24 protein-coding genes and 2 tRNA genes are annotated in these 23,356 nt (G+C 54.8%); 9 read left to right on the top strand and 17 right to left on the bottom strand.

All coding sequences use genetic code 11. The annotated features are described in order from the left end of the window. Positions 1-5: 5 nt before the first annotated feature. From SK51_RS17100 to mdtK, 4 genes are all read right to left on the bottom strand, one after another. Entirely contained in the window at positions 6-1,601 is a 1,596-nt protein-coding gene (locus tag SK51_RS17100; RefSeq protein WP_023305999.1) for an FAD-NAD(P)-binding protein, read from the bottom strand. Between the two features lie 122 nt (positions 1,602-1,723). Next, a tRNA-Val gene (locus SK51_RS17095) sits at positions 1,724-1,800 on the bottom strand. A gap of 4 nt (positions 1,801-1,804) precedes the next feature. Next, positions 1,805-1,881 (bottom strand) — tRNA-Val (locus SK51_RS17090). 153 nt (positions 1,882-2,034) lie between these two features. Beyond that, on the bottom strand, positions 2,035-3,408 hold the full coding sequence (gene mdtK / locus SK51_RS17085) for an MdtK family multidrug efflux MATE transporter (protein ID WP_048206856.1): 1,374 nt from the start codon (positions 3,406-3,408) through the stop codon (positions 2,035-2,037). 225 nt (positions 3,409-3,633) lie between these two features. Between mdtK and SK51_RS17080 the strand changes: the two genes are divergently transcribed. Further along, positions 3,634-4,275 carry a riboflavin synthase gene (locus SK51_RS17080; RefSeq protein WP_022647892.1) on the top strand — a complete coding sequence of 214 codons (642 nt, stop codon included), beginning with the start codon at positions 3,634-3,636 and terminating at the stop codon, positions 4,273-4,275. Between the two features lie 30 nt (positions 4,276-4,305). Here SK51_RS17080 and cfa read toward each other — a convergent pair whose 3' ends face one another. Further along, complete coding sequence (gene cfa, locus SK51_RS17075) at positions 4,306-5,454, bottom strand: cyclopropane fatty acyl phospholipid synthase (RefSeq protein ID WP_022647893.1); 1,149 nt, start codon at positions 5,452-5,454, stop codon at positions 4,306-4,308. 298 nt (positions 5,455-5,752) lie between these two features. Beyond that, positions 5,753-6,952 (bottom strand): purine nucleoside transporter PunC, encoded by a 1,200-nt coding sequence (gene punC, locus SK51_RS17070; RefSeq protein WP_023306000.1) that lies wholly within the window; start codon positions 6,950-6,952, stop codon positions 5,753-5,755. Positions 6,953-7,065: 113 nt separating this feature from the next. On the opposite strand from punC, the gene punR reads away from it, so the two are divergent. Next, positions 7,066-7,977 (top strand): DNA-binding transcriptional activator PunR, encoded by a 912-nt coding sequence (gene punR / locus SK51_RS17065; protein ID WP_022647895.1) that lies wholly within the window; start codon positions 7,066-7,068, stop codon positions 7,975-7,977. 17 nt (positions 7,978-7,994) lie between these two features. Here the strand turns inward: punR and purR are convergent, their stop codons facing one another. After that, positions 7,995-9,020 (bottom strand): HTH-type transcriptional repressor PurR, encoded by a 1,026-nt coding sequence (gene purR, locus SK51_RS17060; protein ID WP_006809011.1) that lies wholly within the window; start codon positions 9,018-9,020, stop codon positions 7,995-7,997. Positions 9,021-9,317: 297 nt separating this feature from the next. Between purR and cydH the strand changes: the two genes are divergently transcribed. Then, on the top strand, positions 9,318-9,407 hold the full coding sequence (gene cydH / locus SK51_RS25335) for a cytochrome bd-I oxidase subunit CydH (protein ID WP_003857632.1): 90 nt from the start codon (positions 9,318-9,320) through the stop codon (positions 9,405-9,407). Positions 9,408-9,567: 160 nt separating this feature from the next. Further along, positions 9,568-10,734, top strand: a complete 1,167-nt coding sequence (locus tag SK51_RS17050; RefSeq protein WP_023299945.1) for an MFS transporter — start codon at positions 9,568-9,570, stop codon at positions 10,732-10,734. A 37-nt stretch (positions 10,735-10,771) separates the two neighbouring features. Here SK51_RS17050 and sodB read toward each other — a convergent pair whose 3' ends face one another. Together sodB and SK51_RS17040 are read right to left on the bottom strand one after the other, a co-directional pair. Next, a complete protein-coding gene (sodB, locus tag SK51_RS17045; protein ID WP_017693553.1) occupies positions 10,772-11,353 on the bottom strand; it encodes a superoxide dismutase [Fe] in 582 nt (193 codons plus the stop codon). Between the two features lie 122 nt (positions 11,354-11,475). Continuing rightward, the gene (locus tag SK51_RS17040) at positions 11,476-12,234 is read right to left on the bottom strand and encodes a C40 family peptidase (protein WP_023299947.1); all 759 of its coding nucleotides are present in this window, start codon (positions 12,232-12,234) and stop codon (positions 11,476-11,478) included. Positions 12,235-12,572: 338 nt separating this feature from the next. Here SK51_RS17040 and grxD point away from each other — a divergent pair, with 338 nt between their 5' ends. Beyond that, positions 12,573-12,920 carry a monothiol glutaredoxin 4 gene (grxD, locus tag SK51_RS17035; protein ID WP_003832760.1) on the top strand — a complete coding sequence of 116 codons (348 nt, stop codon included), beginning with the start codon at positions 12,573-12,575 and terminating at the stop codon, positions 12,918-12,920. 78 nt (positions 12,921-12,998) lie between these two features. Here grxD and rnt read toward each other — a convergent pair whose 3' ends face one another. The 5 genes from rnt to eptA all read right to left on the bottom strand — a co-directional run bounded on the left by rnt (position 12,999) and on the right by eptA (position 17,679). After that, entirely contained in the window at positions 12,999-13,658 is a 660-nt protein-coding gene (gene rnt / locus SK51_RS17030; protein ID WP_003857625.1) for a ribonuclease T, read from the bottom strand. Positions 13,659-13,754: 96 nt separating this feature from the next. Further along, a complete protein-coding gene (gene gloA / locus SK51_RS17025; RefSeq protein WP_022647898.1) occupies positions 13,755-14,162 on the bottom strand; it encodes a lactoylglutathione lyase in 408 nt (135 codons plus the stop codon). 99 nt (positions 14,163-14,261) lie between these two features. Beyond that, the gene (locus SK51_RS17020) at positions 14,262-15,359 is read right to left on the bottom strand and encodes an alkene reductase (protein WP_023299948.1); all 1,098 of its coding nucleotides are present in this window, start codon (positions 15,357-15,359) and stop codon (positions 14,262-14,264) included. 53 nt (positions 15,360-15,412) lie between these two features. After that, a complete protein-coding gene (locus SK51_RS17015) occupies positions 15,413-16,012 on the bottom strand; it encodes a TetR/AcrR family transcriptional regulator (protein ID WP_022647900.1) in 600 nt (199 codons plus the stop codon). 41 nt (positions 16,013-16,053) lie between these two features. Continuing rightward, positions 16,054-17,679 carry a phosphoethanolamine transferase EptA gene (gene eptA, locus SK51_RS17010; RefSeq protein WP_023306001.1) on the bottom strand — a complete coding sequence of 542 codons (1,626 nt, stop codon included), beginning with the start codon at positions 17,677-17,679 and terminating at the stop codon, positions 16,054-16,056. A gap of 148 nt (positions 17,680-17,827) precedes the next feature. Between eptA and SK51_RS17005 the strand changes: the two genes are divergently transcribed. The 3 genes from SK51_RS17005 to sodC all read left to right on the top strand — a co-directional run bounded on the left by SK51_RS17005 (position 17,828) and on the right by sodC (position 19,611). After that, positions 17,828-18,067: a DUF1289 domain-containing protein gene (locus SK51_RS17005; RefSeq protein WP_023299951.1), complete on the top strand. Its 240-nt coding sequence runs from the start codon at positions 17,828-17,830 to the stop codon at positions 18,065-18,067. A 48-nt stretch (positions 18,068-18,115) separates the two neighbouring features. Continuing rightward, the gene (locus SK51_RS17000) at positions 18,116-19,012 is read left to right on the top strand and encodes an aldo/keto reductase (protein WP_023299952.1); all 897 of its coding nucleotides are present in this window, start codon (positions 18,116-18,118) and stop codon (positions 19,010-19,012) included. An 80-nt stretch (positions 19,013-19,092) separates the two neighbouring features. Continuing rightward, positions 19,093-19,611, top strand: a complete 519-nt coding sequence (gene sodC, locus SK51_RS16995) for a superoxide dismutase [Cu-Zn] SodC (protein ID WP_022647904.1) — start codon at positions 19,093-19,095, stop codon at positions 19,609-19,611. On the opposite strand, the gene SK51_RS16990 is transcribed toward sodC, so the two are convergent. Genes SK51_RS16990 through SK51_RS16980 form a run of 3 tightly spaced genes read right to left on the bottom strand, consistent with a single transcriptional unit; the run spans position 19,590 to position 22,722 of the window. After that, positions 19,590-21,623 carry an FUSC family protein gene (locus tag SK51_RS16990; RefSeq protein WP_032676447.1) on the bottom strand — a complete coding sequence of 678 codons (2,034 nt, stop codon included), beginning with the start codon at positions 21,621-21,623 and terminating at the stop codon, positions 19,590-19,592. The two genes, sodC and SK51_RS16990, sit on opposite strands and share 22 nt — an antisense overlap. Beyond that, on the bottom strand, positions 21,623-22,483 hold the full coding sequence (locus SK51_RS16985; protein WP_032671576.1) for an efflux RND transporter periplasmic adaptor subunit: 861 nt from the start codon (positions 22,481-22,483) through the stop codon (positions 21,623-21,625). Before SK51_RS16985 ends, SK51_RS16990 begins: the two co-directional genes overlap by 1 nt. Before the next feature lie 2 nt (positions 22,484-22,485). Then, positions 22,486-22,722, bottom strand: coding sequence for a DUF1656 domain-containing protein (locus SK51_RS16980; protein ID WP_022647907.1), 237 nt, complete (start codon positions 22,720-22,722; stop codon positions 22,486-22,488). Between the two features lie 187 nt (positions 22,723-22,909). Here SK51_RS16980 and slyA point away from each other — a divergent pair, with 187 nt between their 5' ends. Then, positions 22,910-23,350, top strand: a complete 441-nt coding sequence (gene slyA, locus SK51_RS16975; RefSeq protein ID WP_032623345.1) for a transcriptional regulator SlyA — start codon at positions 22,910-22,912, stop codon at positions 23,348-23,350. Positions 23,351-23,356: the final 6 nt, after the last annotated feature.

The raw sequence follows: 23,356 nt of genomic DNA, 5'->3' as shown, positions 1-23,356 counted from the left end.
CCCTGTTAAAACTCCATGAAAGGTAATTTTCGTCGCACGCCCGACGCAGGATTCCCCGCCGCTTTCGCCATCGCTTTACCAATTTCAGCGCACTCAGACAAACCCTGAACAAACGGATGATCGTGCATCAGCCAGGGGATCGCCCCAAAAGCGATACGTCCGCGCAGAGACGCAGGTGACAGCAACGTGTAGTCTTCCCCCACGTCCGGTATTTCATCCCCCGTTTCCTCAAGCTGTTTGCGCAGCGTCGGGAAGGGAATATCCTTATTTCTGAGCGGTTTCTGCCCGCGGGCATCGATAAAGACGTCGAAGCGATAACGCTTTTCTTTCGTGGTGATGACGGTCTGATCGCTGCCGATATCCAGGTCGTAATCATCACCGAGTGCGACTACGCTAATGTTCCCTGCCTCGCGCAGTGCCAGTAACCGGCGGATAGACTGCGGTGGAATGGCGGCATAGTTATCAATAAACACACGCTCCAGCCCGGATTTAAACCGTTCTCTGTCACGTTCATTGAGTGAAGGGACAATGGCCTGAACTACTTCATGCAGACGAAGCACGGTATAGCGCCAGGCAACGGTGCGTTTCTCGCACTTATTGCGCTCCACTTCTTTCAGATTCGCTTCGGCCCAGGTGAAAGGACCATGCTTTTTACGATCCTCAAACCAGACATCACGAAGCGTGTCAGCATTCAGCGTGCCGATCGCTATCGCCTGGCACCAGCGCGGATCGGCCAGCTCAAGCTCTTTCACCATCAGCGCAAAGATGCGGTCAAGCAGCCCGTCAGGGCCTTTGGCAATTTCGCTTTCTGCCACAGACTCCGTTAACACCGACAGCGGTTCATAAGGGATAGGGCAGTAAAAGTCGGCCTCCGGAAGAACGCCCGAGCGGGACATCAGCGTGATGTTTAGCCCCTCACTACCTTTATTGACAACGAACTGCTCCCCGCTAAACCGACCATGCTGCATTACTACCGCCATAGCAGCGTCCAGTCCGCTGAGGGAGGTACCCATAATCCCCACCTCACAGGCTCGGATATCCGCGTCCATCAGCCCCGACCATGGGCTTGGGAAATAGTCGCGGGTGGATTCATCTTCATCAGGCCAGACGTGACCGGTGGCGACCACTGCAAGATCAAACCGCCTTGAGAAAGGGGCATCGTTCACTGATAGGACCACACCGTCTGCATCAGCCTTAATATCAGTGACTTCTGCGTTGGGGTGAACCTCGATATGAAACCCAGCCTTTTTCGCCTCGGCAACGACGGCGAGAAAACGGTCGTGGAAATATTCACCCAGCAGAATACGGGGCAAAAACTGCCGGTCGTGCAGTTTGTCTTTGTCGACGCTATAGCGGGCAAGATGGGCTGCATTTTGCTGTTTAAGCCAGTCGAGATAGGTGATAAAAATGGGCGGGATTTCGATACTGGCGATATTCGCCAGCATCAGTCGGGAGTTATCTTCATCGCTGTAAGGCATACCGACGCCGGGCTGATCTGCTTTCTCAAACACGGTGATCGAAAGGGGCGCTGCGTTGGTAAGAAGTGAGTAGAAGGTGTAAATCCCTGTTGGGCCTGAGCCGATAATGGCGATTTTTTTCATCGAAAGCGTTCCTGCGTTTCTGAACCATAGAATAAGCGTAGCAGGAGAAAGGTTAAGTCATTCAATAAAGGGAAAAATTAAGACGTTCAGAAGAGGATTTTTGCACCATTTCAGGACTGAAATGGTGCGTCCGAGTGGACTCGAACCACCGACCCCCACCATGTCAAGGTGGTGCTCTAACCAACTGAGCTACGGACGCAGAATGGTGCGTTCAATTGGACTCGAACCAACGACCCCCACCATGTCAAGGTGGTGCTCTAACCAACTGAGCTATGAACGCATTGTGTTGTCGGTGACAACGGGGACGAATATTAGCGGCACAGCCCCAAGGTGGCAAGAGGGAAAATGCATTTTTCTCTCTGATTTCACGCGATTGCTTCATTACCGCGCAAAGTGAAGAGAAAATAGCCGCCAGCCGGCGGCTACAGGGTCATTAACGCGCAGCGCGTTGCAAAATTACCGCAGACGACTGACGTTGCAGGAAGCGCATGCGCAGCATCATCATAATGGCTGCAGACGTTAAGCCGATGATAAAGCCCATCCAGAATCCGGCTGGCCCCATGCGATCCACCACCAGATCCGTGAGCGCCAGAATATACCCACTCGGCAGGCCCAGAACCCAGTAAGCGATAAAGGTGATAAAGAAGATGGAACGCGTATCTTTATACCCACGCAGCACGCCGCTGCCAATTACCTGGATGGAGTCAGAGATCTGGTAAATGGCCGCAAGCAGCATCAAATGCGAGGCCAGGGTCACTACTTCCGGGTTGTCGTTATAGAGCAGGGCAATTTGCTCACGCAACAGCACGGTAAAGAGCGCGGTACAGACTGCCATGCAGACGCCGACGCCCAGCCCGGTGCGGGCTGCCGTTTGCGCATCCAGCGTCGAGCCTTGCCCCAGACGGAACCCCACGCGAATCGTCACCGCAGCAGCAAGGGACATCGGCAGGACGAACATCAAAGAGCTGAAGTTCAGGGCGATCTGGTGGCCTGCCACGTCAATAATCCCTAACGGCGAGACCAGCAGGGCGACAACGGCAAACAGCGTCACTTCAAAGAACAGCGCCAGCGCAATGGGCAGACCCAGTTGGGTAAGGCGGCTCATCATCGACCAGTCAGGCGTGCTAAAGGCGGTGTCGTTACGAATGTCGCGCATGGATCGCGCATGTTTAACGTAGGTGAGCATACAGCCGAACATCACCCAGTACACCGCAGCCGTCGCCACGCCACAACCCACGCCGCCGAGTTCCGGCATGCCAAAATGACCGTAGATGAAGATGTAGTTCACGGGAATGTTCAACAGCAAGCCGATAAAGCCCATCACCATGCCCGGCTTGGTTTTTGCCAGCCCTTCACACTGGTTACGAGCCACCTGGAAGAAGAGATAACCGGGCGCGCCCCAGAGCAGGGCGCGCAGATAACCGACTGCTTTATCTGCCAGCGCCGGGTCGATATTATGCATGGCGCGAATAATATACCCGGCGTTCCACAGGACGATCATAATCAGGACGGAGACACACCCGGCCAGCCAGAAGCCCTGGCGCACCTGATGGGCTACGCGGTCGCGTCGACCGGAGCCGTTAAGCTGCGCGATAACGGGCGTCAGCGCCAGCAGCAGGCCGTGACCAAACAGAATGGCCGGGAGCCAGATTGAGGTTCCGATCGCCACGGCGGCCATATCGGTGGCGCTGTAACCACCGGCCATTACCGTATCCACAAATCCCATTGCGGTTTGGGCTACCTGCGCGACGATCACCGGTATGGCCAGTGCCAATAACTGACGCGCTTCGATCATATACTTCTGCACGTGAACACCTTTGTATTGTAGTTATTTGAGAGACTAAAAAGGCCGCCGTTACTGGCAGCAAGAAGAAAAAACAGAGGGATGCCAGCTATTGTAGCGGGGTTAAACTAATTATCTAGTGAAAAAATCGCCAGAAATTGCGCATCACTGGCAACCTGTTTTTTCAACTGTTATTGTGGTGGGATTATACGGTGTCATCGCCGTTCGGAATGAACAGGAGCTGTAAGCATGTTTACTGGTATTGTGCAGGGCACTGCCAAAGTGGTGTCCATTGATGAAAAACCGAATTTCCGCACTCACGTAGTTGAGCTGCCTGAATATATGCTCGACGGCATTGAAACCGGGGCGTCGATAGCGCATAACGGCTGCTGCCTGACGGTGACCGAAATTAACGGTAACCAGATAAGCTTTGATTTAATGAAAGAGACGCTGCGCATCACTAACCTGGGTGAGCTGGTGGTGGGGGATACCGTCAACGTTGAACGCGCGGCGAAATTCAGCGATGAGATTGGCGGGCATCTGATGTCGGGCCATATTATGACCACCGCAGAAGTGGCGAAAATCGTGACCTCGGAAAATAACCGTCAAATCTGGTTTAAGGTGCAGGATCCGTCATTAATGAAATACATCCTTTATAAAGGATTTATTGGCATCGATGGGATTAGTCTGACCGTCGGTGAAGTGACGCCGACGCGTTTTTGCGTGCATTTAATTCCTGAAACGCTGCAACGTACTACGCTTGGCGCAAAGAAACTGGGGCAGCGCGTAAATATCGAAATTGATCCGCAGACCCAGGCGGTCGTGGATACCGTTGAGCGCGTGCTGGCGGCGAAAGAGGCGGCGATAATAAAGGCCGTGGAAGAAGAATAAAAAATAACCCCGGTTACCCGGGGTTATTTTTCAGCGGGCCACGCGCAGGCCGTGCTCAATCCCACGACTAAACACCACCTGCCACAGCTGTATATCCCGCGCGCGGAACGCACCCGCGCAGGCATTCAGATAATAGCTAAACATCCGTTTGAATCGTTCCGAATAGTTGTCGGCGATTTCAGGCCATGCAGCCTGGAAACGTTCATGCCAGGCCATCAGCGTGGTGTCGTAATCTGCGCCGAAGTTATGCCAGTCTTCCACAATAAAATGCGGTTCGCTGGCGTTCGCTATCTGGCGAACAGAGGGTAAACAACCATTCGGGAAGATATATTTGTTGATCCAGGGATCCACATTGTTATCGGTGCGTTTAGAGCCGATGGTGTGTAGCAGGAAAATTCCGTCAGGCTTCAGGTTATGGTCGGCGACGTCGAAATAAGTCTTGTAGTTCTTTGGCCCCACGTGCTCGAACATACCCACGGAAACAATCCGATCGAACTGCTCATTCAGGTCGCGGTAATCCTGAAGCCGAATATCGACATCCAGACCCAGACACCGTTCCTGTGCCATCTTCTGCTGTTCAGCTGAAATCGTGACGCCGACTACGCTGACACCGTAATGTTTCGCCATAAACCAGGCAAGGCCGCCCCAACCACAGCCGATGTCCAGCACGCGCATGCCGGGCTGCAACTGCAACTTATCGCAAATCAGCTGTAGCTTATCCTGCTGCGCCTCTTCCAGGGTTGTCGCTTTTTTCCAGTATCCGCAGGAGTACTGCATTAACGGGTCGAGCATACGGCTGAACAGATCGTTGCCCAGGTCATAATGCTCTTTACCGACGATCCACGCGCGCTTTTTACTTTGCAGATTGAACAGGCGGGCGGAAGCGATACGTAACGTATCTTTGAAATGACGAGGGAGCTGATTTTCAAGACCGGCGCGTAAAACGCTGGAGAAGAACATATCCAGCCGCTCACACTCCCACCAGCCGTCCATATAGCTTTCACCCAGCCCTAACGATCCCTCCTGTAACACGCGTTTGAAAAAATCGGGATGTTTAATCTGGGGATCGGAGGGGGATGAGCCATTAATCGTAATGCCCGCACGTCCCAACAGTTCACTGACGATCCGGGACCAGTTATCGTCCGGAACGCTGACTTCTTCTATACACGATGAACTCATAGCTTCTCCATCACCTTGCTGTGATCAGAACCTTAAAACAGCGTAGACGCTTTTTTGGTTTGTGAGAAATCTCACGGTAAATGCCCGCGAGGCTAATATCCGACGTAGAACAGAGGAAGGGAGATAACCCTTGCCGAAATGCCTTCCATGGTAAAACGGGAGCGCTCCGGCTCCCGTTAACACTTAATATTTATCGTATTTAATCGAACCAAATTCAGTATAGGCCGCAAAATTTGGTGATTCAACAGAAAATTGTTAGCAACCTAATCACTGGTTTTTAACATAGTTTCCCGCGTAATCAGGCGTGCGACGTTTCTGTCTGCGCGTTTTCACTCTGCTCGCGATGGGCGGAGGACTGCATGCGATAACCCAATCCTGCCAGCACAACGGTGACCAGCATCACGCTGGTGGTGGTGAGCAGCGGGGTTGCAATCAACGCAGAGACCACGAGACTTGCCAGGAAGCACAGGCCAAGTTGCAGGGTATTTTGCAGCGCGGCAGCGCGGCCTGTCGCCTGCGGGAATGGACGCAGCGCCTGGGCTACAACGATAGGGTAGATGGCCCCGTTAGCGATCGCCATGACGCAGAACGGAATCAAAATTTCTGCAAGCCCGGCGCCGGGAATAAAGCCGACAGCCCAGGTCGCAATCACGCTTAGCGCATACAGCACCAGCAGCCAGGGCAGCATCTGCTGGCCTTCCCATTTTTGCAGCGCGGCGCGACAGCCATAGCCACCCACCAGGAAGGCGATGGTCTGTGGTATATAGCTCAGGCCGATAGCCGCCGGGCTGTAGCCCATGTCATGCAAAATGAACGGCGAACCGGTCAGCCAGGCAAAGAAGCTGGCAGAGCAGGCGGCATAAATCAGCACGTTACCGCGATAGGCTTTCGACCGCAGTAAAGAGGTAAAGGTGATGGGCTTCGCGTCCGGATGCGTCTCTTTTTTATGCGCAGGTTTAAGCCCGAACGCGGGCAGCATCAGGACCAGCGTGATCGCAAAGAGCGTGGCGAAAATGGCCTGCCAGTCGAAATGCGCCAGGATCCAGCTGCCCAGTAACGGGGCGAGTGCCGGAGACAGGCCGACCAGCGGCATGATGGTGGCGAAAATGCGGTTAGTGCGTGAGGCGGAGTAGTAATCGGTCACCAGCGCCTGCCAGGTGACCGCTGCGGCACAGACGCCGACCGCCTGAATAAAGCGCAACACCAGTAACCAGGCGGCATCGCGGACCCACAGCATGCCCAGACAGCCTACGGCAAAAATCGCCAGTCCCAGCAACAGAACGGGCTTACGGCCAAAACGATCAGAGAGCGGTCCCCAGAGTAGTTGCGCAAAAGCAAAACCTGCAAGGAATAAACTCAAACTGGCGCTGATGGCGGCGGCAGGAGTTTGCAAATCTTCCTGCATCGCGGCGAAGGCGGGCAGATACATATCGGTCGCCAAAAAGCCCAGCACGCTTAAGCCGCCGAGCCAGACTAAAAATCCTTTCCTGGGTTGCACTGTTTTTTCTCCTGAGGAGGCAGGTGTACGTTGGCGCAGAGTGTAGGGAGTGCAAAGCGGCTTGTGAAACGCTAATATTTGGTGGGTGCATTCAAAAAATTTGCAGGCTAAAGATGTGGTCAGATTATTCCCTTGAAGTGGTTGATGCCGTGGCGCGTAACGGCAGCTTTACTGGTGCCGCCCAGGAGTTGCACCGCGTTCCCTCGGCTATCAGCTATACGGTGCGCCAGCTGGAAGCGTGGCTGGCAGTCCCGCTGTTCGAGCGGCGTCATCGCGACGTGGAGCTCACGCCTGCCGGCGCGTGGTTTTTGAAGGAAGGTCGGTCTGTTATCAAAAAAATGCAGATCACCCGTGAGCAGTGCCAGCAGATCGCCAACGGCTGGCGCGGGCATCTCGCTATCGCGGTGGATAACATTGTTAAGCCGGAACGGACCCGGCAGATGATCGTCGATTTCTATCGTCATTTTTCCGACGTCGAACTGCGTGTGTCGCAGGAAGTGTTCAACGGCGTATGGGATGCGCTGGCGGACGGCAGGGCGGAGATGGCGATTGGTGCAACCCAGGCGATCCCGGTTGGCGGGCGCTACGCGTTCCGCGACATGGGCATGCTGAGCTGGACCTGCGTGGTCGCGCGCGATCACCCGCTGGCGGCGCTGGACGGGCCGCTGAGTGATGACACCTTACGCAACTGGCCCTCGCTGGTGCTGGAAGATACCTCCCGCTCGCTGCCCAAGCGCATTACCTGGCTGCTGGATAATCAGCGCCGCGTGGTTGCGCCGGACTGGGAGTCGTCAGCCACCTGTCTGAGCGCGGGGCTGTGCGTTGGCATGGTGCCGGTGCATTTTGCGCGCCCGCGCATCGACGCGGGAGAGTGGGTGGCTCTGACGCTGGAAAATCCTTTCCCGGATGCTGCATGCTGTCTGACGTGGCAGCAAAACGACGTCTCGCCCGCCATGGCCTGGCTGCTGGATTATCTGGGAGACAGCGAAACGCTGAACCGGGAGTGGTTGCGGGGACCAGCGTAGCTGGCCCCGTAAAGAGATTAACGTCGGTAGTCGCGGAACGGACCGTCGGCAACGGAACGGCGTTCAATCAGGCGCGGGTGGACCTCAATGGACTGGGACTGTTCTCGCTTGTTGACGATCCTGTCCATCAGCATATTGAAGGCCGTTTCACCCAGCGAATCTTTCGGCTGGTGAATGGTGGTCAGCGCCGGGGTAAAGAAACGGGCGTTGCGAACGTTATCATAGCCGATCACCGAGATGTCCTGCGGAACGCGCAGGCCGAGTTCATCCGCCGCGCAGAGCGCGCCCATTGCCATGATATCGCCGCCGCAGAACACAGCGGTAGGGCGATGCGGCTGGGAGACGATCTGCTGCATGGCGCGATAGCCCGACTCCGGCTCGAAATCGCCCTGGACAATCCAGTTTTCTGGCACGGTAATCAGCGCCTCTTCCATCGCTTTCATGAAACCGGCCAGACGGCCAGCACCGGTGTTACGCTCCAGCGGGCCCGGGATCACGCCAATTTCACGATGCCCGCGTTCTACCAGATAACGCCCGGCCATGTAGCCACCTTCAAAGGCGTTATCAATAACAGAGTCGGTGAAGTCTGCGCGCGCCTCGCCCCAGTCCATCACTACCATCGGAATGTGGCGATACTCTTCCAGCATGGAAAGCACCGACTCAGGGTATTCAGAACACATGACCAGCAGGCCGTCGACGCGCTTTTGCGCCATCATCGACAGGTAAGCGCGCTGTTTTTCAATGTTGTTCCACGCGTTGCCCAGAATCAGGGTATAGCCTTTCTGAAAGCAGTTTTTTTCAACGGCTTCGATGATTTCAGCAAAGTAAGCCGCTTCACTGCTGGTGGCCAGCAGGCCAATCGATTTGGTGTGATTAACCTTCAGGCTACGGGCGACCGCACTTGGCGAGTAGTGCAGTTCTTTGATTGCTGCCCAAACGGCATTACGCGTCTCTTCTGCGACGAAACGCGTTTTGTTAATAACATGTGATACGGTTGTAGTGGAAACGTTTGCGCGTTTTGCTACGTCTTTAATTGTTGCCATTAAATGTCACTCCAGACCATATCCTAAGCTCCTGAAAAAAATGAAGGTAAACGTTTGCCTTCTCTCACCCTTATTACGCAAACATGAGTTGCGACACGCCGGGAAAACGACACAGGACGTCAGGAGGGGGTCAGTGGCCGGTACGCTAATAAATTTAGCGTGGAATTTTGTCCTATCTTGATGAAAAGGGGAAGAGGTAAAGTGGATATCCGTTTAAATCCTGGAAGATTTTTGACCTGAACTGTGTAAAAATGAGCAAGCTCACTTTTCGTAGGGTGAATAAAAGGAGAAAAATTGATGAGTACCGATCTGAAGTTTTCGCTGTTTACCACCATTGTTGTTCTTGCCCTGATTGTTGCGGGTGGTTTAACCGCTGCGCTGCACTGATTCAGGAGGGGGGAGAACCTTCTCCCTCCCTTGCCGCTATTGTTACCTCTCCGGCAAAAATCTTTTGCCAAAATGTTAACTTCTCATTTTTTGTGATTGATGTCATGCTTTTGCCTTCTTAGTCTGTGCCGGGTAACGGCACGGTATCCGGAGTCTTTTCATGAAAATCAATTTTCCCCTGCTGGCCCTGGCGATTGGCGCCTTTGGGATTGGCACCACTGAATTCTCCCCGATGGGGTTATTGCCTGTTATCGCCCGGGGTGTGGACGTCTCTATCCCTGCGGCCGGTATGTTGATTAGCGCCTATGCGATCGGCGTGATGGTGGGCGCACCGCTGATGACGCTGCTGCTTTCGCACCGCGCGCGACGCAATGCGCTGATTTTCCTGATGGCAATTTTTACTCTCGGAAATGTGCTTTCCGCGATTTCGCCGGATTATACCACGCTGATGCTTTCCCGTATTCTGACCAGCCTGAACCACGGCGCTTTCTTCGGGCTGGGCTCGGTTGTTGCCGCAAGCGTAGTGCCAAAACATAAGCAGGCCAGCGCGGTAGCCACTATGTTTATGGGCCTCACTATCGCTAATATCGGCGGCGTTCCCGCTGCCACCTGGCTCGGAGAAGCCATCGGCTGGCGTATGTCTTTCCTCGCAACCGCCGGACTGGGCGTGGTCGCGATGGTCGCGCTGTTCTTCTCGCTGCCGAAAGGAAGTGCGGGAGAACGTCCGGAAGTACGTAAAGAGCTGGCGGTACTGATGCGTCCTCAGGTGTTGTCCGCGCTGCTCACCACGGTGCTGGGGGCAGGGGCGATGTTTACGCTCTACACCTATATCTCCCCGGTGCTGCACGACATAACCCACGCAACGCCACTCTTTGTTACCGCGATGCTGGTGCTAATTGGTGTCGGGTTCTCGATTGGCAACTATCTCGGCGGGAAATTTGCCGACCGCTCCGTCAGCGGGACGCTGAAAGGTTTTTTAACGCTGCTGATTGTCATCATGGTGGCGATCCCGTGGCTGGCGCGTAACGAAGTGGGCGCCGCGGTTGCCATGGTGGTGTGGGGCGCCGCAACCTTTGCCGTGGTGCCGCCGTTGCAGATGCGCGTGATGCGTGTTGCGCATGAGGCGCCGGGGCTCTCATCATCCGTGAATATCGGTGCGTTTAACCTGGGAAATGCGCTGGGAGCCGCAGCGGGTGGGGCGGTGATCTCCAGTGGTTTGGGTTACAGCTTTGTGCCGGTGATGGGGGCGATCATTGCCGCACTCGGCTTGCTGCTGGTGTTGATGTCCGGGCGTAAACAGCCAGAAGCGGTGTGTACGGCGGAATAAATAAAAACGCAGAAGGGTTGCCCCTTCTGCGTGTCCCTTATGCGGCGAAGTTCTTCGCAACAAATTCCCAGTTAACCAGTGCCCAGAAATGTTCCAGGTAGTTCGGGCGCGCATTACGGTAATCAATGTAATAGGCGTGTTCCCATACGTCCACGGTCATCAGCGGCGTTGCGCTGGTGGTCAGAGGGGTACCCGCATTAGAAGTGGAAACGATAGCCAGTTTGCCATCAGCCTCTTTTACCAGCCAGGTCCAGCCGGAGCCAAAGTTTTTAACGGCGGCGTCAGTAAACTTCGCTTTGAAATCCGCGAAGCTGCCGAACGCGGCGTTAATCGCTGCGGCCAGCTCACCGGTAGGTTCCCCACCTGCATTCGGTGCCAGGCAGTGCCAGTAGAAGGTGTGGTTCCACACCTGAGCGGCGTTGTTGAATACGCCACCGTCTGAACTGCGCACAATCTCTTCCAGCGTTTTGCCTTCAAAATCGGTGCCCTTGATCAGGTTATTCAGGTTGGTGACATAGGTCTGGTGATGCTTGCCGTAATGGTACTCCAGGGTTTCCGCAGAAATGTGCGGAGCCAGGGCGTCTTTTGCATACGGTAGTGCAGGTAATTCGAACGACATTGCTACTCTCCTTATAGTTTTATACGTTGCCAATAACCCTACAGACAACAAGGACAGAATAGCAAATTGAAAGGGTATGCAAAAGAGGAACTTACCCCGCCGCGGAGGCGGCAGGGCAGGGTCTAGCGAATGGTTTTTGGCGTCATCACTCGGCGCGCACCCACATAGTGGCGCACCCAGTAATCTTCGCTGAGGGAGGTGATCTGAATGTCCTGACCGCTGCGCGGTGACTGGATAAATTTACCGTTACCCACATACACCCCAACGTGATCGGCCGTGCCGCGTCCTTGGGTGCGGAAGAACACCAGGTCGCCATTTTGCAGTTCGCCACGGTTTACAGGCGCGGCGTCGCGCAGATGGTACATCTCATTGGCGGTGCGTGGAATGCGAAACTTCACCAGATCTTTATAGGCATAATAAACCAGCCCACTACAGTCAAAACCGGTGCGCGGAGAGGTGCCACCCCAGCGATATGGTTTACCTATTTGCCCCATCAGTTTATTCATCGCCGTTTTTTGCGCTTTCTGCATACGCGCTTTATGCACGTCAGCCAGCTTCGTCACTTTGGCGCATTTCGTTTTATGGCCTTTGCGCACGGTGCATTTATCATTCACCAGGCTGGCGGTCGTGCGAGTGGTTTTGTGCGTGCCGGAACGGAGAGTTTTGGTTTTACTGGAGGCGGTCTTTTTGGTGTGAGCGGTGGTTTTCTTCTTTACTGTTTTGCTGGTGGTTTTTTTCTTACGTTCTGTGGTTTTTGCCAGATGCGTTTTTTGTACAGCAGAATGCCGCGCCTGTTCGGAGGCGTTCGCCGCTGGCGTAAATGAGAGTGTGGTAAACAGTAAAGCACAGAGCGTCATCGAGATTTTAGTTATCCGCGCCACTGGGCAGTCCCCTGATAAGTGCGAGCCAAAATACATACCCGCATGAGATTTACAAAACCAGTCGATTCTAATCCATAAAATCGGAATAAGTTAATAGCATTTTTCATTCAAAAAATGTGTTTCGTTAGCAAGTGCAAAAAAATTCACCATACTGTCGCACTCTTGTTCGCTCCTTAAGCAAAACCGCACGGCGCGCAGCCTTAAACGTCATTATCAATGCAACTTTACGCGATAGCGGATAAAATAATGAGACGTGACAAAAATGTTATTTTCCGATGTCGGCCTGACCCGCTACAATGTCAGACTGATGCCGTAACAGAAGTTAAAGGAAGCAAGACATGAGCACCACTATTGAAAAAATTCAGCGCCAGATCGCTGAAAACCCGATTCTCCTGTACATGAAAGGTTCTCCGAAGCTGCCAAGCTGCGGCTTCTCCGCGCAAGCGGTTCAGGCGCTGTCCGCCTGTGGTGAGCGTTTTGCTTACGTTGATATCCTGCAAAACCCGGACATCCGCGCTGAGCTGCCAAAATACGCAAACTGGCCGACCTTCCCACAGCTGTGGGTTGACGGTGAACTGGTTGGCGGCTGTGATATTCTGATTGAAATGTATCAGCGCGGCGAACTGCAACAGCTGATCAAAGAGACTGCGGCGAAGTATAAAACCGAAGAGCCGGACGCAGAATAAGTTTTCTGCGGATATAAAAAAGCGACCACATTATGTTGGTCGCTTTTTTTTGTCCTGTGGGGCTGTTGATTACCCAGTCTACGATTGAAGATCGGCCTCGTCGCCCATCGGCAGCGGCCAGCCACCCAGACGTTTCCAGCGGTTGACGATCTCACAGAACAGCTCCGCCGTACGCTCGGTATCGTATAACGCGGAATGCGCCTGAGTGCCGTCAAACGCAATACCCGCCGTGATGCAGGCTTTAGAGAGCACGGTTTGCCCCAGCGCCAGGCCGCTCAGCGCGGCGGTGTCGAAGGTCACAAACGGATGGAATGGATTACGCTTTAGCGAGGCGCGCTCGGCGGCAGCCATGGTGAAGCTGTGATCGAACGTAGCGTTGTGGGCCACCATGATGGCGCGGCTACAGTCATTCTCTTTCATGCCTTTGCGCACCATTTTGAAAATGGCGTGCAGCGCCTCGTATTCGCTTACCGCCCCGCGCAGCGGGTTTGTCGGATCGATACCGTTAAAGGCCAGCGCCTCTGGCTGTAAGTTTGCCCCTTCAAAGGGTTCAACGTGGAAATGCAGCGTGGTGTCCGGTACAAGCCAGCCCTGTTCATCCATCTTCAGCGTGATGGCGGCAATCTCAAGCAGCGCATCGGTTTTAGCGTTAAATCCGGCTGTTTCTACATCAATGACAACGGGATAAAAACCACGAAAACGGTCGCACAGACCGGTAAATTGAGCGTTATCGGACATCAGGGTCTCTTACAAGGGGGAAAAAGCAGTGCGCATTATGGCAAATTTTGAGAGGGGATGCAGCAAAACAACGGGCGCATAGTGCGCCCTGCGGGATCAATTGCCCAGACCGCGACCAGCGTCTTTAGCTTCGATCAGTTCGATTTTATACCCGTCCGGATCTTCAACAAACGCAATCACGGTGGTGCCACCTTTAACCGGACCGGCTTCACGGGTGACGTTACCGCCATTGCTGCGGATACGTTCGCAGGCTTCAGCCGCATTATCCACTTCCAGCGCGATGTGGCCGTAAGCCGTACCCAGCTCGTAGCTGTCCACGCCCCAGTTGTAGGTCAGCTCGATGACCGCTTCTTCAGATTCCGGGCCGTAACCGACAAACGCCAGAGAGTATTTATATTCCGGATTTTCGCTGGTGCGCAGCAGCTTCATGCCCAGAACGTTAGTGTAGAAATCGATGGAACGTTGCAGGTCGCCAACGCGCAGCATGGTGTGAAGTAGGCGCATAATTTCCTCATTAAACAGTGGAATGGATTATCTTTTTGAACAGAAACGATGTTTTAGTATAGCGGCGAAAGGTCGCCGCTATCAATGTACAAAGCGGGATTACAGTGAAGGGTAGTCGGTATAACCTTCCGCGCCGCCGCCATAGAAGCTTTCAGGGCGCTGCGGGTTCAGTTCGGCTTTCTTCTGCAAACGGGCAACCAGATCCGGGTTAGCAATGTAATCACGGCCAAAGGCCACGGCGTCGATCAGACCTTTACCGATCAGATCCTCGGCTTTCTCTGCCGTATAAGCGCCCGCCCCGATAATCACGCCGTGGAAGCGCTCGCGAACTTTCTGGCGGAAGGCTTCGCTGTAGGGCTTGCCGCCTGCCCAGTCCGGCTCGGACATGTGCAGATACGCGATACCGCGTTTAGCCAGCTCTTCAATCAGATACAGCGCATCCGCTTCTTCGTTCGGACCGTTGTCGACGTTCTGGAAGGTACCAATTGGGGAAACTCGAATACCAATGCGATCTGCGCTCCACTCATTACACACGGCATCTACCACTTCAAGCACCAGACGCGCGCGGTTTTCAACGCTGCCGCCGTACTGGTCGGTACGCTGATTGGAAGACGGTGACAGGAACTGGTGCAGCAGGTAGCCGTGCGCAGAGTGCAGCTCAACCAGGTCGAAGCCCGCTTCACGGGCGTTGGCGACGGCCTGACGGAAATCATTCACGATACCCGGGATCTCGTCCAGCTCAAGCGCGCGTGGCGTGGTGGTGTCGACGCGAATAGCATTACCGTTTTCATCGCGCAGGGAAGTGCGGGTATTCGCATTCAGGGCAGAGGCAGAAACGGGCGCCTGACCGCCAGGCTGGATGCTACTGTGCGAGATACGACCGGTGTGCCACAGCTGAACCGCAATACGGCCATCTTCAGCATGAACGCCTGCGGTGATTTTTTTCCACGCGGCGATCTGTTCCGGGCTGTGCAGACCCGGCGCACCGGCGTAGCCTTTAGCCTGGGCAGAAATCTGCGTGGCTTCGGAAATAATCAGGCCCGAGCTGGCGCGCTGACGGTAATACTCACCCATCAATGGCGTTGGGATATCTCCCGGCTCGATGCTGCGCAGACGGGTAAGTGGGGCCATAAACACGCGGTTTGGGGCAGTAACGGCACCCACTTTCAGTGGGGTAAATAGCTTTTCAGCGGACATAATGGCTCCTGAGTAGACCAGTCGACTAGTAAAAGGGTAAATAAAAACGCCGGCTACACGCCAGGCGCGGTAATACAGTTTTTCACATGCGCCAGCGCGCTTTCGAGCGGCACGGCGCTGCGAGACATTTTTGCCTGCAGGTTGGCGCCTAACCAGAGGGAATAGAGCACCTGTGCCTGCGTGAGCGGATCGCCGGAGAAGGAGAGCGTTGTTTCATCGCGGCCTTTTTCCAGCGCCTGAGCCAGCAGAGCGATTACGCCGCTGGCCCCTTTATCCATGGCGGTGCGCATATCTTCGGAGAGATCGCACACTTCGGCAGACAGTTTTACCGTCAGGCAGCCGCTGATGATGCCCTGCTGACAGAACTGCGTCAGCGTTTCCTGATAGTAGTTCAGAACACGATCCCGGTAGTCACCTTCGCCGCTGGCGAAGTGGGCTGCCAGGCGCTGATGGTAGCTGGCGTAGTGCCGCTCCAGCATGGCTACGCCAAACGCCTCTTTGGATCGAAAATAGTGATAAAACGATCCCTTAGGCACTTCAGCGGTTTTTAATAACTCACTCAGCCCCATACCGGTAAACCCGCGATGCATGCAAAGGCGCTCGCCGGTAGCCAGCAAATGTTCTCGTGTATCGTGTTCTGTATGTCTGCTCATGCTCTTACTCTAATAGACCGTTCGGTCTAATGCAAGCCCGCTTAGCGACGACATTGCGACAAAATATCCAGCTGCGGCTGATAAACCACTGATTTCACGTCCATCATGCCCAGAACCGTGGCAAACAAATTGTCCTGTGAAACTGCCTCTTTTGCAGCATGGTTACGCAGGCAATCCGTGTTTACGCCGAAGTTTTTCGCATAGTCCGGGGAGAGCCAGAACATAAACGGAATATGCGTTTGCTGCTCCGGGGCCAGCATATACGGCGTACCGTGCAGGTAAATTCCGCTTTCGCCCAGCGATTCGCCGTGATCGGAGAGGTAAATGAGCGCTGTGTTCATACTGGCCTGCCGGGCTTTTAGCGCGTCGATGGTTCGGCTGAGCACGCTATCGGTATACAGAATCGAGTTGTCATAGGTATTGATCAGCGACTGATGATCGCAATCCTGAATTTCATTGGTATCGCAGGTTGGGGTGAATTTCCGGAAGCGGTCCGGGTAACGGTTGTAATAAGCCGGACCGTGGCTGCCCATCAGGTGTATCACCAGTACGGTATCCTGCTTTATTCCGTCCAGCACGTTGTCCAGGCGGTACAGGTTGACGTCGTCGATACAGGATTTGTCCTTACAGAACTGATCCAGTTTCCACTGGGTCATGTCCGTGTGTGGCACGCGGTCGCAGGCACCTTTACACCCGCCGTCATTGTCGCGCCACAGCAGGTTGAACCCGGCGTGGTTAAGCACATCGAGCAGTCCTTCCTGATGATGGGCGAGGTCCGCGTCATATTTTTTTCGCGTCATGCCGGAGAACATGCAGGGGACGGAAACGGCGGTTTCCGTGCCACAGGAAGAGGCCTGTGGGAAGTTGATGACATCCCGCTTTTTCAGCTCGGGGTTGGTTTCACGCGGGTAACCATTTAACGAGTAATTTGCGGCGCGGGAGGCTTCGCCCACCACCAGAACCAGCACGGTTTTCTTGTGCTGGCCGGAAATCAGCGCGCCTTTATGGGCATCCTCGCCAATGCGGACCAGCGTCTGGTCGCCGGCAAACCAGCGCATTTTACTGTACTTCACAACGGCGCTCACGTAGTTCGCCGGAGTGACCATTTTGACGATGCTTTTGTTATTGCGGAACAGCGAAGCATAGTCTTTATAGAACACTGCCGCGACGAGAATGATCACCAGCAGCGCACCCAGTATAGCGGCGAAACGTGTTAGCAGGGCATACCACCATTTTCCGGTTCGAATGCGCGTCAGGGCTAAGATGACGGAAGGGACCAGACCCGCGACGGCCAGCCACAGGATCAGCTGCGGCGTTACCAGGGCTGTCGCTTCCTGGGAGTTAGTCTCAAACACGTTCACAATCATGTTTTGATCGATAACCGCGCCATAGGTGTACATAAACCAGGTCGCGGCGGCGCATCCTATGGTCAGGGCAATCATGAGCGGCTTGCGAATAAAGGGAATATTCAGCAGGCTAAAAACAATGACCCAGCCGCAGAACAGAACCAGCGGCACACTGGCGGCAAAAAGCACGTCGTGCAGACGGGCAGGTGCGATAATTGACCAGCTGCGCTGGATAAACAGCACATTGAACACGGTGAAGAAAAGCGCACAGGCGAGGGTAAATTTCGTATCGTTACAGTGTAACTTTTTAGTGAGCCACATGATGACCAGACCATTCGTTATATCAATGCGGCGAGTATAAGAAGGGAAGATTAGCGAAACCTTAATGCCCTGTTTGTGACGGACACTCCTTGCATGCAGGCCATTTAGGGTCTTCACTGTAGGGAATAATGACGTTCTGGAGGTAGGTGTGGCAGAGCAACTGGAATTTTTCCCTGTCCAGAGCCCGTGCCGGGGTATTTGCCAGGTTGATGAACGAGGATACTGCCGTGGCTGCATGCGCACACGCGATGAACGTTTTAACTGGCAAAATTTCAGCGACGCGCAAAAGCAGGAGGTCTTACGGCTCTGCCGACAACGTCTGCTGCGCAAAATTCGTGCAAACAAAGCGGTTGAAACCGAAGAACCTCAGCAACCTTCACTGTTTTAGCAGGGTAATTGCGTATACTGGTGACATGACTTCCTTGAGGAAAATGTTATGGTTCAGCGTATTACCCTTGCCCCGCAGGGCCCGGAATTCTCCCGATTCGTTATGGGCTACTGGCGCCTTATGGACTGGAATATGTCTCCGGTCCAGCTGGCGGACTTTATAGAAGAGCATCTCGATCTCGGGATCACCACCGTCGATCACGCTGATATTTATGGCGGCTATCAGTGCGAGGCCGCTTTTGGCGAAGCGCTGAAGCGTGCGCCAGCGCTGCGTGAACGTATGGAGATTGTGACCAAATGCGGTATTGCCACCACAGCAAAACCGGAGCATGCACTTGGGCATTACATCACTGACAGCGCGCATATCGTTAAAAGCGCCGAGCAGTCACTGGTCAACCTGGCCACCGATCGTATCGACCTGCTACTTATCCACCGTCCCGATCCATTGATGGATGCGGACGAGGTTGCAGAAGCGTTCCTGACGCTACACCAGAGCGGCAAAGTGCGTCATTTTGGCGTGTCTAACTTCACCCCGGCACAGTTTGCGCTATTGCAGTCTCGCCTGCCGTTTACGCTGGCGACGAATCAGGTGGAGATCTCGCCTGTTCACCAGCCGCTGCTGCTGGACGGAACGCTCGATCAGCTGCAACAGTTACGCATTCGTCCGATGGCCTGGTCTTGTCTCGGCGGCGGTCGCCTGTTTAACGATGAGGCCTTCCAGCCGCTGCGTAACGAGCTTGAAACCGTGGCCCGCGAACTGAATGCGGAAAGCATCGAGCAGGTGGTTTACGCCTGGATCCTGCGCCTGCCGTCTAAACCGCTGCCAATTATCGGCTCCGGCAAAATTGAGCGCGTACGCGCTGCGCTGGTGGCTGAAGAGCTGGATATGTCGCGTCAGCAGTGGTTCCGCATCCGCAAGGCGGCTCTGGGCTACGACGTACCCTGAGTGCGTGGAGTCTGACTTTCCGGTGAAATCTGCGCCTCTGGTATAGACTTAAGGTGCAAAAAATAACCCGTGGAGGTCATATGAAGCGTTTTGCTCTGGCAGTGGTCACGCTGGTTGTTTGCGCAGGAGCGCAGGCAGCCAGCGAAGAAGTTGAAATGAATCTCGTCACTTCTCAGGGGGTAGGCCAGTCCATCGGGACGGTGAAAATCACCGAAACCGATAAAGGGCTGGAATTTGCTCCCGATCTCAAGGCCCTTCCACCCGGTGAACATGGTTTTCACGTTCATGCCAAAGGCAGCTGTCAACCCGCAATGAAAGAGGGGAAACCTTCAGCCGCTGAGGCCGCTGGGGGGCATCTGGATCCGCACAACTCTGGTAAGCATGAAGGCCCGGAAGGTATGGGGCACCTCGGCGATCTGCCGGTGCTGGTGGTGAATAACGACGGTAAAGCCACCGATCCGGTTGTTGCGCCCCGGCTGAAAAAGATTGACGAGGTCAAAGGCAAGGCGCTGATGGTCCATGTGGGCGGCGATAACATGTCCGATCAACCTAAACCGCTTGGCGGCGGCGGGGCGCGCTATGCCTGCGGGGTGATCTGATCGCCAATTGTTCCGGGTGGCGGCGCCTGTTCAAGCTGTGACAGGGAGCAGTGCAGCCGCCAGATAATGGACGCCAGATCGCGGGCCGCAGGCTGATGGTGGTGCGCCAGAGCGTCGCAAATACGCTGAAGCTCGGCGAGCGTGACGCTCAGGGGGCGTTGCTGAACTCCGCGCTCGCTCATCACATCGCGAAGCATGGAAATACAATTATCGCGGACCTGCGAAAGCGGGTCGGAACGCGTCTCCCAGGCACGCAGCTGCCACACCACGTGCGAACAGTTCAGCAGCACCACGCCCCAGCGCAGTAGCCAGCGACGGGAGAGGGAATCCTGGCTGTTGTTCAGCTGGCTGACATGATGGTAAACCAGCGATTCATACTCGCTTTCACGCAGATGCGGGCTGCGACTCAGTTGATCGACAAAACCCCTGCGCAGCTCACGAATATGCCTGCGGCTTTTACGCGCATCCGAGCCCGGGCGTAGCACGGCGAAAGCCAGCCACGCCAGCCCCACGCCGAGGATCTTCGCCAGGTTATCGTTGAGAAAATCAGCGTAATCGTAAACCGGAGGATTCGTTACAGAGATAAATGAGCCCATAAAAACAATCAACTGCCCCCACAGACCGGCCAGTTTTGGCATTTGCAGTTTGAGCAACTGCATGGTGGTTAATAGCGGGAAGAGAAACAGCAGAAATTGCCAGAGGTCGGTTATCTGCACCATCAAACCAAATTTCACCACGAAGCTGAACAGCGACAGCAGTACCAGCGTACGCAGCAGAAGCGTCAGGGAATTAAACGGGGAAGCTGCGACGGAATAGAGCACGCAGCTGATTGCCGCAAGCGTCAGGGCTGCACTGCCCGCATCCCATTGGGTGGTGATGGCCCATGCGCCCACGGCCGTCAACGCGCAAAACGTACGAAAACCGCTCCACAGCGCCTCCATTGCGTCGGTATGGCGCGCCAGAGCTGGGCTACCGGGAACGGAAAATTCGGTGACGGGCGTGGCATTTTCGACGGCTTTTAACCAGCGGCTGCTGCGCAGATACAGGCGGCAGAAATAGTTCAGACGCTGCCAGAAGGCGCGGTGCCGGTAATCATATTCATCCGTTGGGGTGAGCGGCGCGATAATACGGGCCACGGTATAGATATCGGCATCCGGACGCGCAAGGGCGGCGAGCAGCGCCTCGATAACTTCCCGGGTATGGGCTGGCGGCGCAGGCCAGTTCAGCAACATCCGGCGAAGGCTCGAGATCGCACTCGTCATCCGCAATTGCTGGTGCAGTAAATAGTTCAGGAGCGTGTTCTGGCGACGAAAACGGTAGTGGCTCCAGAATGCCTGGATGCGTAACAGGTTCATGGTCAGGATCTGGCCGATGACCTTTTCGTGTGCTAGACGGATGTTATCGCTGCTATCAGGCTGCCAGAGCAGGCTGGCATGTTCCAGCAAACGCGCGTGCATCGTTTTAAGGGCGGTGATAAGCGTAGTGCCATCCGAGGTGCTGGGCAGGATCATCATCATGACGCCGCCGCACAGAATGCCGACCATCACTTCACATACGCGTGCCTGGGCGATGTCCCATAGCTCGGTGGTATCCAGCACGTTGACGACCGGAAAGGCGATAATGGCTGCGGTGTAACCTGCCAGTTGAAACGCGTACGCAACGTTGTTGGTAAAATGGGCGCAGGCCCAGGTGCACAGCCCCAGCCATGCCGACATGCTTAACAGAAAGAGCCAGGGATCGTTCAGGGTATGGCCGGCAAGAAGCAGTGCAGCGGTCGCACCCAGCAGGCTACCCGCCACGCGCCCGAGGCTTTTACTGATAACGCCCCCGACGGTAGGGAAGCTGACGACCGCAGCAGAGGTCATCGCCCAGTAAGGCTCATCCAGATTCAGATAATAGGCTACCGTAAGCGCAAGGCACATGGCGATGCCGTTACGCAGCGCGTAACGCCACTGCGGCCGTGTCGCTTTTATCCACGGCGTATTGCGCCAGGAGAAAGCCCCCAGGTTCATCATCGCGATCCGATGGCGACGGTGCAGGTTGTGCCAGAGACCAGAGTAATGTCTTTCGGCAGTTGCTCAAACTCGACGCGAACAGGCACCCGCTGAGCCAGACGCACCCACGGTACGTTGGGTTTGATGTCAGGCACCAGACCAGAATCGGTTTCCACGCTCTGATCGTAAATTGCCCGACCTATGCTACTAACGTGACCCTGTAACTTTTCTGCACCGCTGTAAAGCGTGATCCGGGCAGGCGCACCCTCGCGGATATGGCGCAGCTTGGTCTCTTCAAAATAACCTACAACATAGAAAGAGTGGCTATCTACCAGGGCAAAGACCGGCTGGCCTGTGGTGGCGTAATCCCCCACACGGGTCGACAGGCTCGTGATCCATCCATCCACCGGAGCTTTGACCACGGTCTGGGTCAGTTGCCACTCGGCCTGTTTCAGCGTTGCCTCTGCAACCTTCAGGCTGGCCTGCATGGCTTTTACATTGATATTGGCGGTATCGAGATCTTCCGCAGAGATGTAATTCCTCGACAGATGTCGGCGACGTTCGGCTTCGTTATTGGCTTTTGCCAGATCTGATTGAGCTTTTGCGAGCTGCGCCTGGGCATTGAGCACCGCAATGTGGAAAGGGGTCTCATCGATGCGGAATAACACATCGCCCGCATGAACAAACTGGTTGTCCTTCACCAGCAGCGCGCTGATACTGCCGGACACCTGTGGCGTGATGCTGACCTGTTCTGCGCGGATCTTGCCGTCACGCGTCCAGGGCGACTGCATGTAATAATTCCAGAGCCACCAGCCGGCCATAAGCGCCAGCGCTAAAACGAAAAGAGTGGAAAAATATTTTAACGTTTTCAATGCTATTCTCACCACACGGTTAACACGGCAAGGCCAAGACAGACGGAAAGGGTAAACAGGGAGAGATCCATTAACATCGGGTGCCAGATTTCACCGGAATACATCCAGTCGCGCAGCAGACGATGCGCAATGAGCCAGATCACAAAACCGACCATCACGGCTTTAAACAGTGGCGGAAAGTAGACCGATGCGCCGACAATCAGATCCTGGAGGGGCAACCCTGCGGAGAGGGAAAAGAACGTCACAAGCAGTGATCCTTTGCAGTGGGGTGAGGGCCACAATGGCATATTTCAATGCGATGGCGCATTACCGTTCAGTGTAAATCATCCTTTCAGGAATGATGAATACCGTGATTGCATTTGTTTTGGCAATACAAATACTGCAAACTATTCTAAAATCACTATAATCACTTAGCAAGCTAATTATAAGGAGATGAAATTGGAATCGCCATTAGGTTCTGATCTGGCAAGGTTGGTACGCATCTGGCGTGCTCTGATTGACCATCGCCTGAAACCTCTGGAACTCACGCAGACGCACTGGGTTACGCTGCATAACATTCATCAGCTCCCGCCCGACCAGTCACAGATCCAACTGGCAAAAGCGATTGGCATTGAGCAGCCGTCACTGGTGCGCACTCTTGACCAACTGGAAGAGAAGGGACTTATCTCCCGACAAACCTGCGCCAGCGACCGTCGCGCCAAGCGGATCAAATTGACGGAAAAAGCGGCCCCGATTATTACTGAGATGGAAGCTGTCATCAGTAAAACGCGTGGGGAGATCCTTGAAGGTATTTCCCCCGCTGAGCTGGAGATGCTGATAGGACTCATCGCCCGTCTTGAGCAGAACATCCACGATCTGCAGTCTCGCGACTGACCGAAC

It is taken from the genome of Enterobacter sp. MGH85, from assembly GCF_001037655.1.
Taxonomy (GTDB): Bacteria; Pseudomonadota; Gammaproteobacteria; order Enterobacterales; family Enterobacteriaceae; genus Enterobacter; species Enterobacter intestinihominis.
This window is presented reverse-complemented; position numbering and strand designations above follow the sequence as displayed.

What these genes read in the sequence shown, in the direction of transcription:
- eptA (WP_023306001.1), bottom strand. Translation starts at nt 17,679, where the DNA reads ATGTGGCTCACTAAAAAGTTACACTGTAACGATACGAAATTTACCCTC.
- SK51_RS17020 (WP_023299948.1), bottom strand. Translation starts at nt 15,359, where the DNA reads ATGTCCGCTGAAAAGCTATTTACCCCACTGAAAGTGGGTGCCGTTACT.
- cydH (WP_003857632.1), top strand. Translation starts at nt 9,318, where the DNA reads ATGAGTACCGATCTGAAGTTTTCGCTGTTTACCACCATTGTTGTTCTT.
- SK51_RS17080 (WP_022647892.1), top strand. Translation starts at nt 3,634, where the DNA reads ATGTTTACTGGTATTGTGCAGGGCACTGCCAAAGTGGTGTCCATTGAT.
- gloA (WP_022647898.1), bottom strand. Translation starts at nt 14,162, where the DNA reads ATGCGCCTACTTCACACCATGCTGCGCGTTGGCGACCTGCAACGTTCC.
- SK51_RS17000 (WP_023299952.1), top strand. Translation starts at nt 18,116, where the DNA reads ATGGTTCAGCGTATTACCCTTGCCCCGCAGGGCCCGGAATTCTCCCGA.
- sodC (WP_022647904.1), top strand. Translation starts at nt 19,093, where the DNA reads ATGAAGCGTTTTGCTCTGGCAGTGGTCACGCTGGTTGTTTGCGCAGGA.
- grxD (WP_003832760.1), top strand. Translation starts at nt 12,573, where the DNA reads ATGAGCACCACTATTGAAAAAATTCAGCGCCAGATCGCTGAAAACCCG.
- punR (WP_022647895.1), top strand. Translation starts at nt 7,066, where the DNA reads ATGTGGTCAGATTATTCCCTTGAAGTGGTTGATGCCGTGGCGCGTAAC.
- cfa (WP_022647893.1), bottom strand. Translation starts at nt 5,454, where the DNA reads ATGAGTTCATCGTGTATAGAAGAAGTCAGCGTTCCGGACGATAACTGG.
- sodB (WP_017693553.1), bottom strand. Translation starts at nt 11,353, where the DNA reads ATGTCGTTCGAATTACCTGCACTACCGTATGCAAAAGACGCCCTGGCT.
- SK51_RS16990 (WP_032676447.1), bottom strand. Translation starts at nt 21,623, where the DNA reads ATGAACCTGGGGGCTTTCTCCTGGCGCAATACGCCGTGGATAAAAGCG.
- SK51_RS17050 (WP_023299945.1), top strand. Translation starts at nt 9,568, where the DNA reads ATGAAAATCAATTTTCCCCTGCTGGCCCTGGCGATTGGCGCCTTTGGG.
- slyA (WP_032623345.1), top strand. Translation starts at nt 22,910, where the DNA reads ATGAAATTGGAATCGCCATTAGGTTCTGATCTGGCAAGGTTGGTACGC.
- SK51_RS17015 (WP_022647900.1), bottom strand. Translation starts at nt 16,012, where the DNA reads ATGAGCAGACATACAGAACACGATACACGAGAACATTTGCTGGCTACC.
- rnt (WP_003857625.1), bottom strand. Translation starts at nt 13,658, where the DNA reads ATGTCCGATAACGCTCAATTTACCGGTCTGTGCGACCGTTTTCGTGGT.
- purR (WP_006809011.1), bottom strand. Translation starts at nt 9,020, where the DNA reads ATGGCAACAATTAAAGACGTAGCAAAACGCGCAAACGTTTCCACTACA.
- SK51_RS17100 (WP_023305999.1), bottom strand. Translation starts at nt 1,601, where the DNA reads ATGAAAAAAATCGCCATTATCGGCTCAGGCCCAACAGGGATTTACACC.